The following is a 13,807-nucleotide window of genomic DNA, read 5'->3' on the forward strand; positions in this document are numbered from 1 at the left end:
TGAACCCATGGTTTCATCATGTGAAACAAAGTTTACCTAAAAGGTGGTAGTTCTCTATACCTATTAGGTAGTAGATGGAATGGCAAACATATTAATGAGGGGCAAAAATGCCATTAAGACTTTTGAAATATGCAGTCAGTCGAGAACATCCGGCTCCCCGTTTTTTCCGGGACTGTACTGAACCGAAAAAAACCTATGATGCGGTCATCATTGGCGGCGGCGGGCATGGTCTGGCTGCAGCCTATTATCTGGCTAAAGATCACGGCATCACTAATGTTGCAGTGCTGGAAAAAGGTTATATCGGTGGTGGTAATACCGGACGCAATACCACTATTGTTCGTTCCAACTACCTGACTCCGGAAGGTGTCAATTTTTACAATGCCAGTGTCAAGTTGTTTGAAGATCTCTCAGAAGAGCTCGATCTCAACCTGTTTTATTCTAACCGTGGCCATTTCACTTTGGCGCATACCGATTCTGCCATGCGTACCATGCGCTGGCGTGCAGAAGTCAACAAACATGTAGGCGTTGAAAGCTATGTGGTTGGCCCTGATGAGATTTCAAAAGCATGCCCACAACTGGATATTTCCTGCAGTGGTCAGGCACCTATTCTTGGCGCGTTATATCACGCACCAGGTTCAGTTGCCCGTCACGATGCTGTTGCCTGGGGCTATGCAAAGGAAGCTGATCGCATGGGCGTGGAAATATTCCAGAGCACTGAAGTGACCAGTATTGATGTGAAAAGCGGCAAGGTCGTTGGTGTGCAGACCAACAAGGGTTATATCAGCACCAACCGCGTGTTATCAGCAGTCGCTGGTTTTACGCCACGCATTTGCGAAATGGTCGATATTGAAACACCCATTGTGATTCATCCGCTGCAGGCATGTGTGACTGAGCCAATGAAACCCTGGTTAGACACTATCCTGGTTTCCGGCAGCTTGCATGTTTATGTCAGCCAGTCCTCTCGCGGTGAATTGGTTATGGGGTCATCACTGGATCCTTACGAAATTCATTCAACCCGTTCATCACTGGATTTTGTTGAAGGCCTGACGTCGCATATCACCGATATGTTTCCATTCCTCGGTAATGTGAAAGTCGTACGGCAATGGGCTGGGATGGCTGATTTGACGCCGGACTTTGCTCCGATCATGGGCAAAACTGAAGTCGAAGGCTTTTACATTGATGCCGGTTGGGGTACCTGGGGCTTTAAAGCCACTCCCATTAGCGGCAAGACAATGGCTGAAACCATCGCCCGAGATATGGCCCCGGATATGATCAAATCATTCCGTCTATCACGATTTGAAGATTATGAGCTGACCGGTGAAAAAGGCGCAGCCTCGGTCGGCCACTAATTTAGGGATAGCAAGATGAAATTACTTCAATGCCCCGTTAATGGCATCCGCCCGGTGAGTGAATTTACCTACGGTGGGGAATACAGAGAGATGCCCGACCCAGATACCTGCAGTGATAAAGAGTGGGCTGGTTATGTGCATTACCGGCATGGGGCGCCGGGTTTGAAAAAAGAGTGGTGGTACCACGGTCCGAGCGGAACCTGGTTTATCGCAGAAAGAAACACGCTGACGGACAAAGTCAGCCGGACCTATCTTTACGGTCAGGAGAATAAGGCATGACATTGCGTATCGCTGAACAAGAGAATGAATGGATCAACCGTGATATGCCTTTGACCTTCGAATATGAAGGCCAACAAATTGAAGCATATGAAGGCGATACCATTAGTAGTGCACTCTGGGCTGCGGATATTAAGGTTTTGGGACGCAGTTTCAAATATCACCGGGCGCGTGGTTTATTGAGTTTTGCCAATCATGATGTCAATGCGTTGATGACGGATGGTGTAGACACCAATATCCGTGCTGATGTGATCCCGGTTACTCATAATATGCAGCTGACTGCAGTCAATACCGATGGTGGTGTAATAAAAGATAAAGGTCGGTATATCGATAAGATATCGGCGTTTCTGCCAGTGGGCTTTTATTACAAAACCTTCCATAAACCTAAATGGATGTTCCCCTTCTGGGAAGACAAGATCCGTAAGGCGGCGGGCCTGGGTGAAGTCAATTTCAACTATCCACGAATCACTCGTGCCAAACGCTATGCACATTGTGATGTGCTGGTTGTCGGGGCGGGTGCGTCAGGACTTTCTGCAGCACTTGAAGCAGCCGAAGCTGGCAGTCAGGTCATTCTGGTGGATGAAAATCTCAAAATTGGCGGTAGCCTAACTTATGATATGGCCGCGGATGTGAATTCCGGTTCTTTGTTAAAACAATTGACTGAAAATGTACTCAATCACGCCAATATTCAGGTGATTGCTGATGCCTATGCCGGTGGTTATTACACCGATCATCTGGTGCCAATTGTTGAAAAACGTGGCATTACTAAAGTTCGTGCGGGTACAGTAATTGTTGCCAGCGGTGCTTTTGAACAACCTCCAGTATTTCGTTATAACGATTTACCAGGAGTGATGCTGAGCTCAGCCGCACAACGTCTGGTGAATCGTTACTCGGTTAAACCCTTTACAAAAGGTGTATTGGTCACTGCGAATGATTATGGCTATCGGGCGGCACTGGATCTGGCTGCAGCCAAAGTCGAAATAGTTGCCGTCATTGATATGCGTCAAACCGGTGCCGATGGTGATTTGACTGAAAAGGTTAAACAGGCTGGTATCGCTGTTCATCTGGGCAGCTGTATTTATGAGGTAGTGCCTTCATCCGACAAACTGGGTGTCAGTGCCGTTATTGTATGTCCTTATAATGAGGCTACTGCCGAGGCTGACCCGCATCAGCAAGTCGTATTGAATTGTGATGGTGTTGCGATGAGCGCTGGCTGGGCCCCGGCTGCAGCTTTGCTTTATCAGGCCGGTACTCAGATGCGCTATGACCAGGCGGTTCAGCAGTTTGTGCCGAATCAGCTGCCAGAAGGGGTATTTGCTGCCGGTAAAGTCAATGGCATCTTTGAACTTGAGCAACGGTTGCTGGATGGAAAACGGGCCGGTGCTGAAGCTGCACGCTATCTTGGCAAGAGTACTGCTGATCCCGTTGCTGTTATGGCACATCGTGGTAACTCGCCCAGTCATCCTTACCCAATTGTGAATCATCCAAAAGGCAAAAACTTTGTCGATTTTGATGAAGATATTCAGGTAAAAGATTTTATCAATGCTGCCAAGGAAGGTTTTGACAACATTGAGTTAATGAAACGCTTTACTACTGTTGGTATGGGACCAAGCCAGGGTAAGCATTCCAATATGAATGCTATTCGTATTCTGGCTCGCATACGAGATTTGCCAGTTGAAAAAATTGGTTCCACCACAGCAAGACCGTTTTTCCATCCAACTCCGATTGGTCATTTAGGCGGACGCGGTTTTCATCCACATCGTCATACAGCCATGCATGAATGGCATGTGAAAGAAGGCGCGGTGATGATGGAAGCTGGTGTGTGGTTGCGACCTGCTTATTACCTGCCACTGGGTATTAATTTAACCAGTCAGCAGGCAGTGCAACAGGAAGCGATGGCTGTTCGTAAATCTGCTGGCATGATTGATGGCAGTACGTTGGGCAAAATCGAAGTCTTTGGCAAAGATGCTGCTGCGTTTCTGGAACGTTTCTATACCGGTAAATTTGCCAGTCAGAAAGTCGGCAATAGCCGTATTGCCATGTTACTTGATGAAGCCGGCGTAATTGTTGATGACGGCGTAGCAGTCCGTCTGGATCAAGACAAGTTTTACGTGTCGACCAATTCCTCCAATGCAGCCACGGTATATCGTGAAATGCAACGTAATCTGCAGCTTTGGGGCATGCAGGTCACTCTGGTGAATCTGACTGGTGTGATGTCTGCCATGACATTGGCTGGTCCTTCATCCCGTTCAATACTCAGTGAACTGACTGATCTGGATCTTTTGGAAGAAGCTTTTCCACAAGGGGCATATCGCGAGGCTTTAGTGGCCGGTGTCAAAGCCATAGTGATGCGAGTGGCATTTGTTTCGGATCTTGCTTTTGAAATTCATGTTCCATCGAGTGCCGGTCTGCATGTATGGCAGAAAATTATGGAAGCAGGCAAAACCTATGGACTACGGCCGTTTGGTACTGATGCCCAGCGTCTGCTGCGTTTGGAAATGGGACATCATCTGATTAGTCACGATACTGATGGTTTAACGAATCCGTTTGAAGCACATGCTGAATCACTGGTGGCAATGGATAAAGCCTTTTTCATTGGTCAACGCAGCCTGAAAATCCTGCAGAAGAAACCCGTTAAGAAAAAACTGGTGACCTTTGTATTGGATGCGGATTTTGGTGAATTGCCCAAGGAATGCAATCTGGTAATTGAAAAGGGTGAGATTGCCGGTCGGGTGACCAGTATTTCTTTCAGTGAATATGTAAATCGGGTCATTGGCTTTGCCTTTGTCCTGCCAGAACAAGCCAAGGCTGGTCATCGCTTTGCGATTCGCACGGATAGTGGACGGATCGAAATGGCTGAAGTAGTTGAGCACTCTTTTCTAAGTTTGAATCAGGGCTAAGGAGCCAGCATATGCAAAATGTTGTATTACAAAGTCCAGTTGCGTTTGCCCAGACGTCTCTGAAACCGGAAATGGGTTTTATCAACGGCATGGCAATTGTTAATCGCTATTCCGATCCGGATGTGGAAAGTCGTCATGCTGCAACACTGGCCATTTGCGATGTCAGTTGCCTGACACGTTTCGCTATCAAAGGCCCTGCAGCAGCTGATTCTTTAAAAGCAAAAGGGATTGAATTACCCGGTTCAGCAAACAGCTGGAGTCGTCATGATGCAACGCTGGTCATGCGTCTTGGTAATAGTGAATTTCTGCTGGAAGACCCGATTGGCGTACAGCAGTGCAAACAATTAACTGAACAGTTGCAAAGTGGCGACGGTGTTCATGTCGTGCTGCGTAATGATGCGTCTTTTATTTTGAGTGGTGAGTTGCTTGAAGAGCTACTGGCCCAGGTATGTGCAATTAATCTGAGCGGGCCAATGTTGGCAGACAATCAACTGGCGATGACCTCAATAGCAGGTGTCTCTGTGGTTGTTCTCAGACAGGAAGTGGCAGGTCAATCTCTAGTGCGTCTCTGGTGCGATGGCACTTTTGGCGTTTATTTGTGGGAGACCCTGTTGAATATTATTAAAGAGCTAGGCGGCGGACCGGTTGGTATCAACCAGTTTTTCAATAGTAATTAAACCATCCGGCGCTGAATAAATTAATCCATAGGTCAGGCGATGAAATTCGAGCCAGAAACAAACCTAAGTGAGCCTATCACCGATAACCAGGAGCAAAAGTGATGAAAACTTTAGAACAGGCAGAACAATTTATTAAAGACAACAACGTCAAATATGTTTTAGCACAGTTTGTCGATATTCATGGTGTGGCCAAGGTTAAATCGGTCCCTTCTGCACATCTTAAAGACATCATTAAAACCGGTGCCGGTTTTGCTGGTGGTGCTATCTGCGGTATGGGTATTCAGCCTAACGGTCCTGATTACATGGCGATGGGCGATTTGTCGACGTTGACACTGATTCCATGGCAGCCGGGTTATGCGCGCGTTATCTGTAACGGACATGTTAACGGTGAACCGTATAACTTCGATTCTCGTGTTGTCTTGAAAAACCAGATCAAGCGGCTTGAAGAAAAGGGCTGGACTATGTTTACCGGTCTTGAGCCTGAATTTTCGCTGCTCAAAAAAGATGAGCATGGTCATATTCATCCGTTTGAAGATAGCGATACATTACAAAAGCCTTGCTACGACTATAAAGGCATAACTCGCCAAAGTGTTTTCCTGGAAAAATTAACGGAATCGCTGATTGAAGTCGGTCTGGATGTTTATCAAATTGACCATGAAGACGCTAATGGCCAGTTCGAGATTAACTATACCTACGCAGATTGCCTCAAAAGTGCAGATGACTTCATTATGTTCAAGATGGCGGCCAGCGAGATCGCCAATGAACTGGGCATGATTTGTACCTATATGCCAAAACCATTCAGTAACCGTCCCGGCAATGGCATGCATTTGCATATTTCGATCGGTGATGGTGAAAAATGCCTGTTCCATGATGATAGTGACCCAGCGGGGCATGGTCTGAGTAAGCTGGCTTATCATTTTATGGCCGGTCTGCTGGCACATGCTCCGGCATTGTGCGCTTTGGCAGCACCCACCGTTAACTCATACAAACGTCTGGTGGTAGGTCGTTCTTTATCTGGAGCTACCTGGGCACCTGCGTACATCACTTATGGCGATAACAATCGCTCAACCATGGTTCGCATTCCTTACGGACGTATTGAAATGCGACTCCCGGATGGTTCGTGCAACCCTTACCTGACCACTGCTGCGATTATCGCTGCAGGTCTTGATGGTGTTGAAAGAGAGCTTGATCCGGGCGAGGGTCACAACACCAATCTTTATGATCTCAGCCCGATGGAGCTGAGAGAAAAAGGCATCGATATCTTGCCTCAGAATTTACATGAAGCACTGCTGGCCCTTGAAAAAGACAGCGTCGTTCGCGGTGCTTTGGGTGAAGGACTGGCAAATGAGTTTTTGGAACTGAAACACATGGAATGGGTGGAATACATGCGGCATGTCTCTGACTGGGAAATTGATCGTTACGCTGAATTTTATTAAGCATCCCGATAGTTGGAATTTTTAGGAGAAATCTAATGTGTGGAATTGTTGGTCTTTATTTAAAAAATGATAAGTATCAAAGTCGTTTGGGTGAACTGTTTTCCCCAATGATGATTGCAATGACAGAACGGGGACCTGACAGTGCCGGCTTTGCCATTTATGGTGATGCCGTCGATACCGGTATCAAATTTACTCTCCGTCATGAAGATGAAAACTATGACTGGGAAAAGTTGGCAAAAGATATTGAAGAAGCACTGGTTAGCAAGGTTGATTGGTTTAAGAACAGCAAAGTAGCTATTTTCAAAGTAAATACAGATGCTGACTTTGTCGAAAATTATCTGCATGAAAATCATCCTGATGTGTTGATCATGAGTGCTGGTACTTCGATTGAGATCCTTAAAGAAGTTGGCCTGCCAGAACGTATCGTGAATATGTTCAACCTGGACAAAATGCAGGGAACTCACATCATTGGCCATACCCGTATGGCGACTGAATCTGCGGTGACTATGGCGGGTAGCCATCCATTCTCAACCGGTATGGATCTGTGTCTGGTACATAACGGTTCTCTATCTAATCACAACCGTATGCGTCAGGAATTGAAACGTAATGGTATTCATTTTGATACCGAGAATGACACTGAAGTAGCGGCGGGTTTTCTGACCTATCGTTTGCAGCAAGGTGATTCTTTGCATCAAGCCCTGGAACACGCTTTAAAAGAGTTAGATGGTTTTTACACCTTTACTATCGGCACCAAAGATGGTTTTGCAGTCGTTCGTGATCCTATCGCCTGCAAACCGGCTGTTATTGCAGAAACTGATGATTATGTGGCAATGGCCTCTGAATATCAGGCATTAACCACCTTGCCAGGAATTGAAAATGCCAAGGTTTGGGAACCGGAACCGTCAACTATCTATGCCTGGGAACGTGGCAGTAACTGACCAGAAGTGCTTAAGGGGAACACAATGAAAACTATTGATTTAGCTAAACAAACGGTGCGTGACTTAAATCAGGCCTTACATGATCAAGCTGCTGCATGCACTGAAACAGAATGGGAAGTGCTTAATCCCAAAGGACAGCACAACCTGGCCGTAGGTCTTGATCAGAAACTCAGAGTCGATATCAAGGGACATGCCGGTTATTACTGTGGGGGCATGAACAAAGAAGCCGATATCGTGGTTCACGGTAGTGCCGGTCAAGGCGTAGCAGAGAACATGATGTCTGGCAGTGTCCGCGTTAAAGGTAATGCTTCATCTTCTGCAGGGGCTACATCTATCGGTGGGCTGTTGGTTATAGAAGGTGATGCTGGTTCACGCTGTGGCATTTCAATGAAAGGCTCGGACATAGTCGTAACAGGCAATGTTGGTCATATGAGCTGCTTTATGGGACAGGCCGGTACCCTCGTGGTTTGCGGTGACGCCGGAGATGCGTTGGGTGATTCACTGTATGAAGTTCACATTTACGTCAAAGGCGAAGTGAAATCATTGGGTGCGGATTGCATTGCCAAAGAAATGCGTGATGAACACATCCAGGAACTGAGTCATTTACTGAAGCGTGCCGGGGTGGATGAAGATCCTCATGCTTTCAAACGTTATGGTTCAGCACGTCAACTATACAATTTCAAAGTCGATAACGCTTCTGCGTATTAATGCTGATTTTACGAGGAATCTATTATGAGTGAAAAAAAGAAATACATTACCGAGCTCCGTGAGTCAGCGACATTTGATCGGTCGACCATGTCCGAAATTCGTCGGGCAGCGGAAACTGGTATCTATGATATCCGTGGCTGGGGTGCCAAGCGTAAGTTGCCACATTTTGATGACTTGTTATTCCTGGGTGCGAGTATGTCTCGTTATCCGTTGGAAGGCTATCGTGAAAAATGTAATACCCAGGTCACATTGGGCACTCGTTTTGCCAAAAAACCGATCGTTATCGAAACACCGGTAACCATAGCCGGTATGAGTTTTGGTGCCTTATCGGCCAATGCAAAAGAAGCTCTGGGCCGTGGTGCGTCTGCAGTAGGCACTTCAACCACAACCGGTGACGGTGGTATGACGCCTGAAGAACGTGGTCAATCAACCAAACTGGTCTATCAATACCTGCCATCGCGTTATGGGATGAATCCGGATGATCTGCGTAAGGCAGATGCTATCGAAGTGGTTTTGGGACAAGGTGCTAAACCAGGTGGTGGTGGCATGTTATTGGGCCAGAAAATTACTGAGCGGGTCGCCAAAATGCGTACCTTGCCGATGGGCGTTGATCAACGCAGTGCCTGCCGTCATCCAGACTGGACGGGTCCGGATGATCTGGCAATCAAGATCCTTGAATTGCGTGAAATCACAGACTGGCAGGTGCCTATCTATATCAAAGTCGGTGCCACACGTACTTACTACGATGTGAAGTTGGCGGTTAAAGCCGGTGCTGATGTCATCGTTGTTGATGGTATGCAGGGCGGTACGGCGGCAACCCAGGAAGTCTTTATCGAACATGTTGGTATTCCAACTATGGCCGCTATTCCACAGGCCGTTCAGGCGCTGCAGGAAATGGGCATGCATCGTAAAGTACAGCTGATCGTTTCCGGTGGTATTCGTAACGGTGCCGACGTAGCTAAATGTATGGCATTGGGTGCTGATGCAGTTGCCATCGGTACAGCAGCCTTGATCGCTTTGGGATGTAACGATCCTAAATATGATGAAGAGTTTAAAGCCATTGGTTCAGCAGCCGGTTTTTATGATGATTATCATGAAGGTCGTGATCCGGCTGGTATTTCAACCCAGGATCCTGAGCTAAGCAAACGGCTGGATCCAGTTGAAGGTGGACGCCGTCTGGCCAATTATCTTCGTGTGCTGACACTGGAAGCACAGACACTGGCACGTGCCTGTGGCAAAAATGATATGCGTAACCTTGAACCTGAAGATTTGGTGGCCTTAACAGTGGAATCCGCTGCAATGGCCAGAGTACCACTCGCTGGTACTAACTGGATACCAGGCCAACAGCCGTTCTGATTACGCATTACAAAGAGTAATCGAGACAAGGGCTGATGCTGTTTTGATTAAACCTACTTAAAGAGATCCTTACCCCGTCAATTTAAGTCAGTTTATTCATGATGGCATCAGCCCTTTTTTTTTCATTTCAAAGAGGAGGCAAAAGTGTAGTCATTAACTATCTTTAAATAAGAGAGAGACATAACTATGAATAATAATTTAAAAAAACGTATAGAAAGTATGTACAAAAGGGACTGTGTTATGGCCTGGTCGGATATCGTTTTACTCTGGCTGGCAATAGGCTTTGTCCTCATTAGTATCTTGAGCATTGTGGAAGATCCCTTCATCCGAGTGGTGTTGATAATTTCCAGTGCATTGTTAGTGATTTTCAATACGGCGTCAGTGGCAGCAATGACCAAACACTACGCTGAAGATAAGAATTTCATATACGAATTAGACATTAAGCATCTTGATGAAAATCGAGAAGCGAAAAAATTAATGCAAGAGTCTACTAATGAGGAAAGGCTATGACTAACTATATCCCCAAAACTCAGCATAAACGCGGTCAACTATTTGACAGTTTATTTATTCTATTTTTAGTTTACGTAAGTCTTTATATCCCTTTGTTTCTGGAGTCTGATACCAAATCAGCCGATGAAACAACATCTGCCCAGGTAATCACCTGGGAGTCTCTTGATGTCTCACCCGTGGAACAGGAACAGTGGCAAAAGCTAGGCTTTGATGAGTTAGCTGCTGCCGAGATCATTAACGACCGATTTGATTACACCATCGACCCGGTCATGCTGATTATCACGGCGTTAGTCATTATCGGTTACTTCTTTTTTGTTCTCCGAGTTTCAGACAGGCAATACCGCGAGGTGATTGCGGAAAAATTCGGTACTGCTGGTAGCCAGGCAAATAACGAACAGGGGGACGCGAGATGATTTATTGGGATTTATTGAGCTATGCCGCCTGGATCATTTCTGCCGGGCTGCTGTTATGGATTGTAGTCGATGCCGTGAGCGTCTCTCGTCAGTTTGATGAGGAGCTACTGGTCAGTTCTCGAGAAGGCTCTGATGAATTATTGGAGCAAATCAAACACGAGGGAGAAGACAAATGAGCCAATCTACTTCTACTGGTGGAGATCAAAAACGTATTTCAATGCTGAAAGTGTTGAATCCATTTCATGTCTGGGCACTTGGCGTCGGTATCGTACTGGTCGGTGAGTTTATGGGCTGGAACTTTTCAGTTGCCAAAGGTGGTGCATATGGTGCTTTGATTGCATGCTGGGTAATTGGGTTGTTATACAGTTGCGTGGCGATGATCGACTCTGAAGTGACATCAACTGTGGCAGCAGCGGGTGGGCAGTATACTCAGGCCAAACACATTATTGGGCCGCTTATGGCCTTTAATGTGGGTCTGTATCTGGTCATGGCTTATACCATGCTGGAAGCTGCCGATGCACTGATTGTTGGAGATTTGATGGCTGCGGTGGCTTCAGCCACAGGTTATGCCGATCTGAATCCCCAGCCGTTTGTGGTGTTGACCATCGCTTTTCTGGCCTGGCTGAATTACCGGGGGGTGTTTATGACCCTGACGGTAAATTTTGTCATTACGCTGTTTGCTTTTCTGGCCATTATTGCTTTGTTTATTGGCAGTGATCCACTGAATCCTGGCAATATTCTCAAGCATAGTGATTTATTAACTGAGCTACCCTATGGCTGGATTGGGGTGGTTGCGGCATTGCAGTTCGGCATGTGGTATTACCTGGGGATTGAAGGAACCTGTCAGGCTGCAGAAGAGGTACGTAGTGCTGGAAGAGCTATTCCATTAGGTACTATTGGTGGAATTCTAACCCTGCTGGTGGCTGCGACTTTGACCTGGTATGTTTCCACGGGTCTGATGCCATGGCAATATCTGGGACAGGCAACTACTCCTTTGTATGATGCGGCATCCATTATTGGTAATCCATCGCTGCAGATAGTGTTGTTTATCGGCACCATGTTTGCGGCGATTGCTTCTGCTAACGGATGTATCAATGATGCGGCAAGAGCCTGGTTTTCAATGGGGCGTGACCGTTATATGCCAACCTGGTTCGGAGCCATTCATCCTCATTACCGAACGCCATTCCGGGCCATCATCTTCCTGATCCCAATAGCTGTTTCATTTGCATTCACCGGTCTGTTGGATCAGGTCATTACATTCTCGATTCTGTCAGGTTTGTTGGGCTATACCTTTATGTCCTTCAATATGATGCGATTCAGAAAAATGTGGCCTTTGGATGTGATTAAGCGTGGCTACATTCATCCGTTTCATCCTATTCCGGCATTTACACTGCTAGCGCTTTGTTCGGTGGTTTATTTTGCTACTTTCCTCGGTTACGGCGCTTCATTGCTGTCAATTATGGCGTTCTACATTGTTGCTTCAGTGTGGTTTGTAAAACGTCGTTATCAGTTTGTGAAACGCGGTGATCAGTTCACCATGCCTTGGCCACGGCCGAAAGGTTATTAAAGGAGGAGGCGGAAATGAAAAAAATACTATGTGCAACAGATGGTTCTCACAGTGCTGAAAAAGCCGTTGAGTTTGCCGTTGAAATGGCACTTCTGGCGAAGGCTGAACTGACATTTATTCATGTGATCAGGCCGACTGGAGAAGATGTTACTAAAACCTACTTCTGGGACTCTACTATGCTCAGAGCAGCTGATGAGCAGATACAGAGGGAGTTGCAGCAAGCTTTTGATAAGGCCCAACAGAAGGGGCTCGGATCGGTGTCCTGCACCACGGTACAGGGACATAATGTGGCAGCAGCAATTATCCATTTTGCTGATGTAAATCATTATGACCATGTGATAACCGGGTCTGTGGGCCGCACCGGTGTCTCTAAGGTACTGCTTGGTTCTATTGCCGAGCAGGTTATCAGTAAGGCGCATTGCCCGGTAACGGTGGTGCGTTAATCGTTGACCCCGCAGTGAGTGAAAAGCTGACTGCGGGGTCTTTTTTCACGATTTTTTACTGTTTTGCAGAGGATTTCTCAATGTTCAGTCAATTATTTTTTGTACTGGGGTGGGGAGGACATTATGTCTGATCTAGGTGTTTTTATGCTGGTCATTGTGTTTAGTTTTTCCCTGTGGTGGCTATATAAACAACATCATCGACAGGTGATTCAATCGCGTGCGAATTTGCTTAATGGTTTCGCAAAGGTCATGAATGTAAGTGAAACTCACTTTAATACTGCCGGTTATGCCTCATTAAAAGGTGTTTTTAATCAGACACCGCTGAGTTTAAGGGTTGAGGTGGATAACCTTACTGCCCGTAAGATTCCGGTGATGTGGTTGCATATTCAACTGCCTAACACTCCTGCCATAAACGGCAGTCTCGATATTCTGGTACGACCACAGAATACCGAGTTTTACAGTCCGTCATGGCAATGGTCTCAACCGATTAAGCCATTGTCTGGCTGGCCGGAACATGCCCGTTATATGAGCCGGGGGGTGACGCCAGAACTACAGGCAATTGACGCTGATGTCAGGACGATATTTGCCGATCAAAAAGTCAAAGAACTTCTTATAACCCCCGATGCAGTTCGACTGACATATCTGATTCGTCAGGCTGACAGGGGTAATTATTTACTTTTGCGATCGGTGCAATTTGATGACGAACCGATCGATTCTGATCAGATAGCAGCATTGACGCGTCAGCTACAGCGTTTACAACAGCATTTAACTGGAGGCAAAAACGCATGAGCGAGACTTTGCGAAAACCATTCCGTCCCGTTCATCCATACCTCGTACTGCTCGTCGCTATTTTATTGCCCGGGGTAGGTCAGGTACTGAATCATGCACCTATAAGAGGTCTGATGATGGTGTTTTTTATGATGGTTCTGGGGGTCATTACTTTCAATCTGGCTGCGCCGGATATTTCGCTGGTTGGCAAGTTTGCCGGTGGGGTTTTTATTTATGCCATATCTATCATGGATGCGTATATGTGGGCGCGGTTGCACTGGACTATGGCAAAGCAGAAATAGACTAGGGTCTGTTGATCTTTCAGAGCCACCACTGATGGAGGCTATTTTTTCGTCCTACAAGGCGAAAATGATGCGATGTAGTTGTTCTACATAAGTCATTTTCAACGCCGTAGGGCGGAAAAATAGCCCCAGCCCTACGGGTTGAGGCTGAAAAAGCACCACTC

General features: G+C 46.6%; 15 protein-coding genes. All 15 read left to right on the forward strand.

The genetic code is table 11. The features are described from left to right. Nucleotides 1-107 precede the first annotated feature (107 nt). Entirely contained in the window at nt 108-1,349 is a 1,242-nt protein-coding gene (locus tag B4F66_RS09950) for an FAD-dependent oxidoreductase (RefSeq protein ID WP_292355644.1), read from the forward strand. A 15-nt stretch (nt 1,350-1,364) separates the two neighbouring features. After that, nucleotides 1,365-1,628 carry a sarcosine oxidase subunit delta gene (locus B4F66_RS09955; protein WP_292355646.1) on the forward strand — a complete coding sequence of 88 codons (264 nt, stop codon included), beginning with the start codon at nt 1,365-1,367 and terminating at the stop codon, nt 1,626-1,628. Next, nucleotides 1,625-4,525, forward strand: a complete 2,901-nt coding sequence (locus tag B4F66_RS09960; RefSeq protein ID WP_292355648.1) for a 2Fe-2S iron-sulfur cluster-binding protein — start codon at nt 1,625-1,627, stop codon at nt 4,523-4,525. Before B4F66_RS09955 ends, B4F66_RS09960 begins: the two co-directional genes overlap by 4 nt. 11 nt (nt 4,526-4,536) lie before the next feature. After that, nucleotides 4,537-5,202 carry an aminomethyltransferase family protein gene (locus B4F66_RS09965; RefSeq protein WP_292355649.1) on the forward strand — a complete coding sequence of 222 codons (666 nt, stop codon included), beginning with the start codon at nt 4,537-4,539 and terminating at the stop codon, nt 5,200-5,202. Between the two features lie 101 nt (nt 5,203-5,303). After that, nucleotides 5,304-6,638: a type III glutamate--ammonia ligase gene (gene glnT / locus B4F66_RS09970; RefSeq protein WP_292355651.1), complete on the forward strand. Its 1,335-nt coding sequence runs from the start codon at nt 5,304-5,306 to the stop codon at nt 6,636-6,638. A 35-nt stretch (nt 6,639-6,673) separates the two neighbouring features. Continuing rightward, the gene (locus B4F66_RS09975) at nt 6,674-7,576 is read left to right on the forward strand and encodes a class II glutamine amidotransferase (RefSeq protein ID WP_292355653.1); all 903 of its coding nucleotides are present in this window, start codon (nt 6,674-6,676) and stop codon (nt 7,574-7,576) included. Nucleotides 7,577-7,600: 24 nt separating this feature from the next. Beyond that, a complete protein-coding gene (locus tag B4F66_RS09980) occupies nt 7,601-8,284 on the forward strand; it encodes a GltB/FmdC/FwdC-like GXGXG domain-containing protein (protein WP_292355654.1) in 684 nt (227 codons plus the stop codon). 24 nt (nt 8,285-8,308) lie between these two features. Next, nucleotides 8,309-9,640 (forward strand): FMN-binding glutamate synthase family protein, encoded by a 1,332-nt coding sequence (locus B4F66_RS09985; protein WP_292355656.1) that lies wholly within the window; start codon nt 8,309-8,311, stop codon nt 9,638-9,640. Between the two features lie 186 nt (nt 9,641-9,826). Continuing rightward, nucleotides 9,827-10,150, forward strand: a complete 324-nt coding sequence (locus tag B4F66_RS09990) for a hypothetical protein (RefSeq protein WP_292402331.1) — start codon at nt 9,827-9,829, stop codon at nt 10,148-10,150. Further along, entirely contained in the window at nt 10,147-10,563 is a 417-nt protein-coding gene (locus B4F66_RS09995) for a hypothetical protein (protein ID WP_292355660.1), read from the forward strand. The genes B4F66_RS09990 and B4F66_RS09995 overlap by 4 nt, the downstream gene beginning before the upstream one ends. Next, complete coding sequence (locus tag B4F66_RS10000; protein WP_292355662.1) at nt 10,560-10,739, forward strand: hypothetical protein; 180 nt, start codon at nt 10,560-10,562, stop codon at nt 10,737-10,739. Before B4F66_RS09995 ends, B4F66_RS10000 begins: the two co-directional genes overlap by 4 nt. Next, nucleotides 10,736-12,130: an APC family permease gene (locus B4F66_RS10005; RefSeq protein WP_292355664.1), complete on the forward strand. Its 1,395-nt coding sequence runs from the start codon at nt 10,736-10,738 to the stop codon at nt 12,128-12,130. The genes B4F66_RS10000 and B4F66_RS10005 overlap by 4 nt, the downstream gene beginning before the upstream one ends. 14 nt (nt 12,131-12,144) lie before the next feature. Beyond that, on the forward strand, nt 12,145-12,573 hold the full coding sequence (locus B4F66_RS10010; RefSeq protein ID WP_292355666.1) for a universal stress protein: 429 nt from the start codon (nt 12,145-12,147) through the stop codon (nt 12,571-12,573). A gap of 123 nt (nt 12,574-12,696) precedes the next feature. Further along, on the forward strand, nt 12,697-13,362 hold the full coding sequence (locus tag B4F66_RS10015; RefSeq protein ID WP_292355668.1) for a hypothetical protein: 666 nt from the start codon (nt 12,697-12,699) through the stop codon (nt 13,360-13,362). After that, nucleotides 13,359-13,643, forward strand: coding sequence for a hypothetical protein (locus tag B4F66_RS10020; protein ID WP_292355670.1), 285 nt, complete (start codon nt 13,359-13,361; stop codon nt 13,641-13,643). Before B4F66_RS10015 ends, B4F66_RS10020 begins: the two co-directional genes overlap by 4 nt. The last annotated feature ends 164 nt before the right edge of the window (nt 13,644-13,807 follow it).

It is taken from the genome of Methylophaga sp. UBA3603, from assembly GCF_002375335.1.
In the GTDB taxonomy this organism is placed as follows: Bacteria; Pseudomonadota; Gammaproteobacteria; order Nitrosococcales; family Methylophagaceae; genus Methylophaga.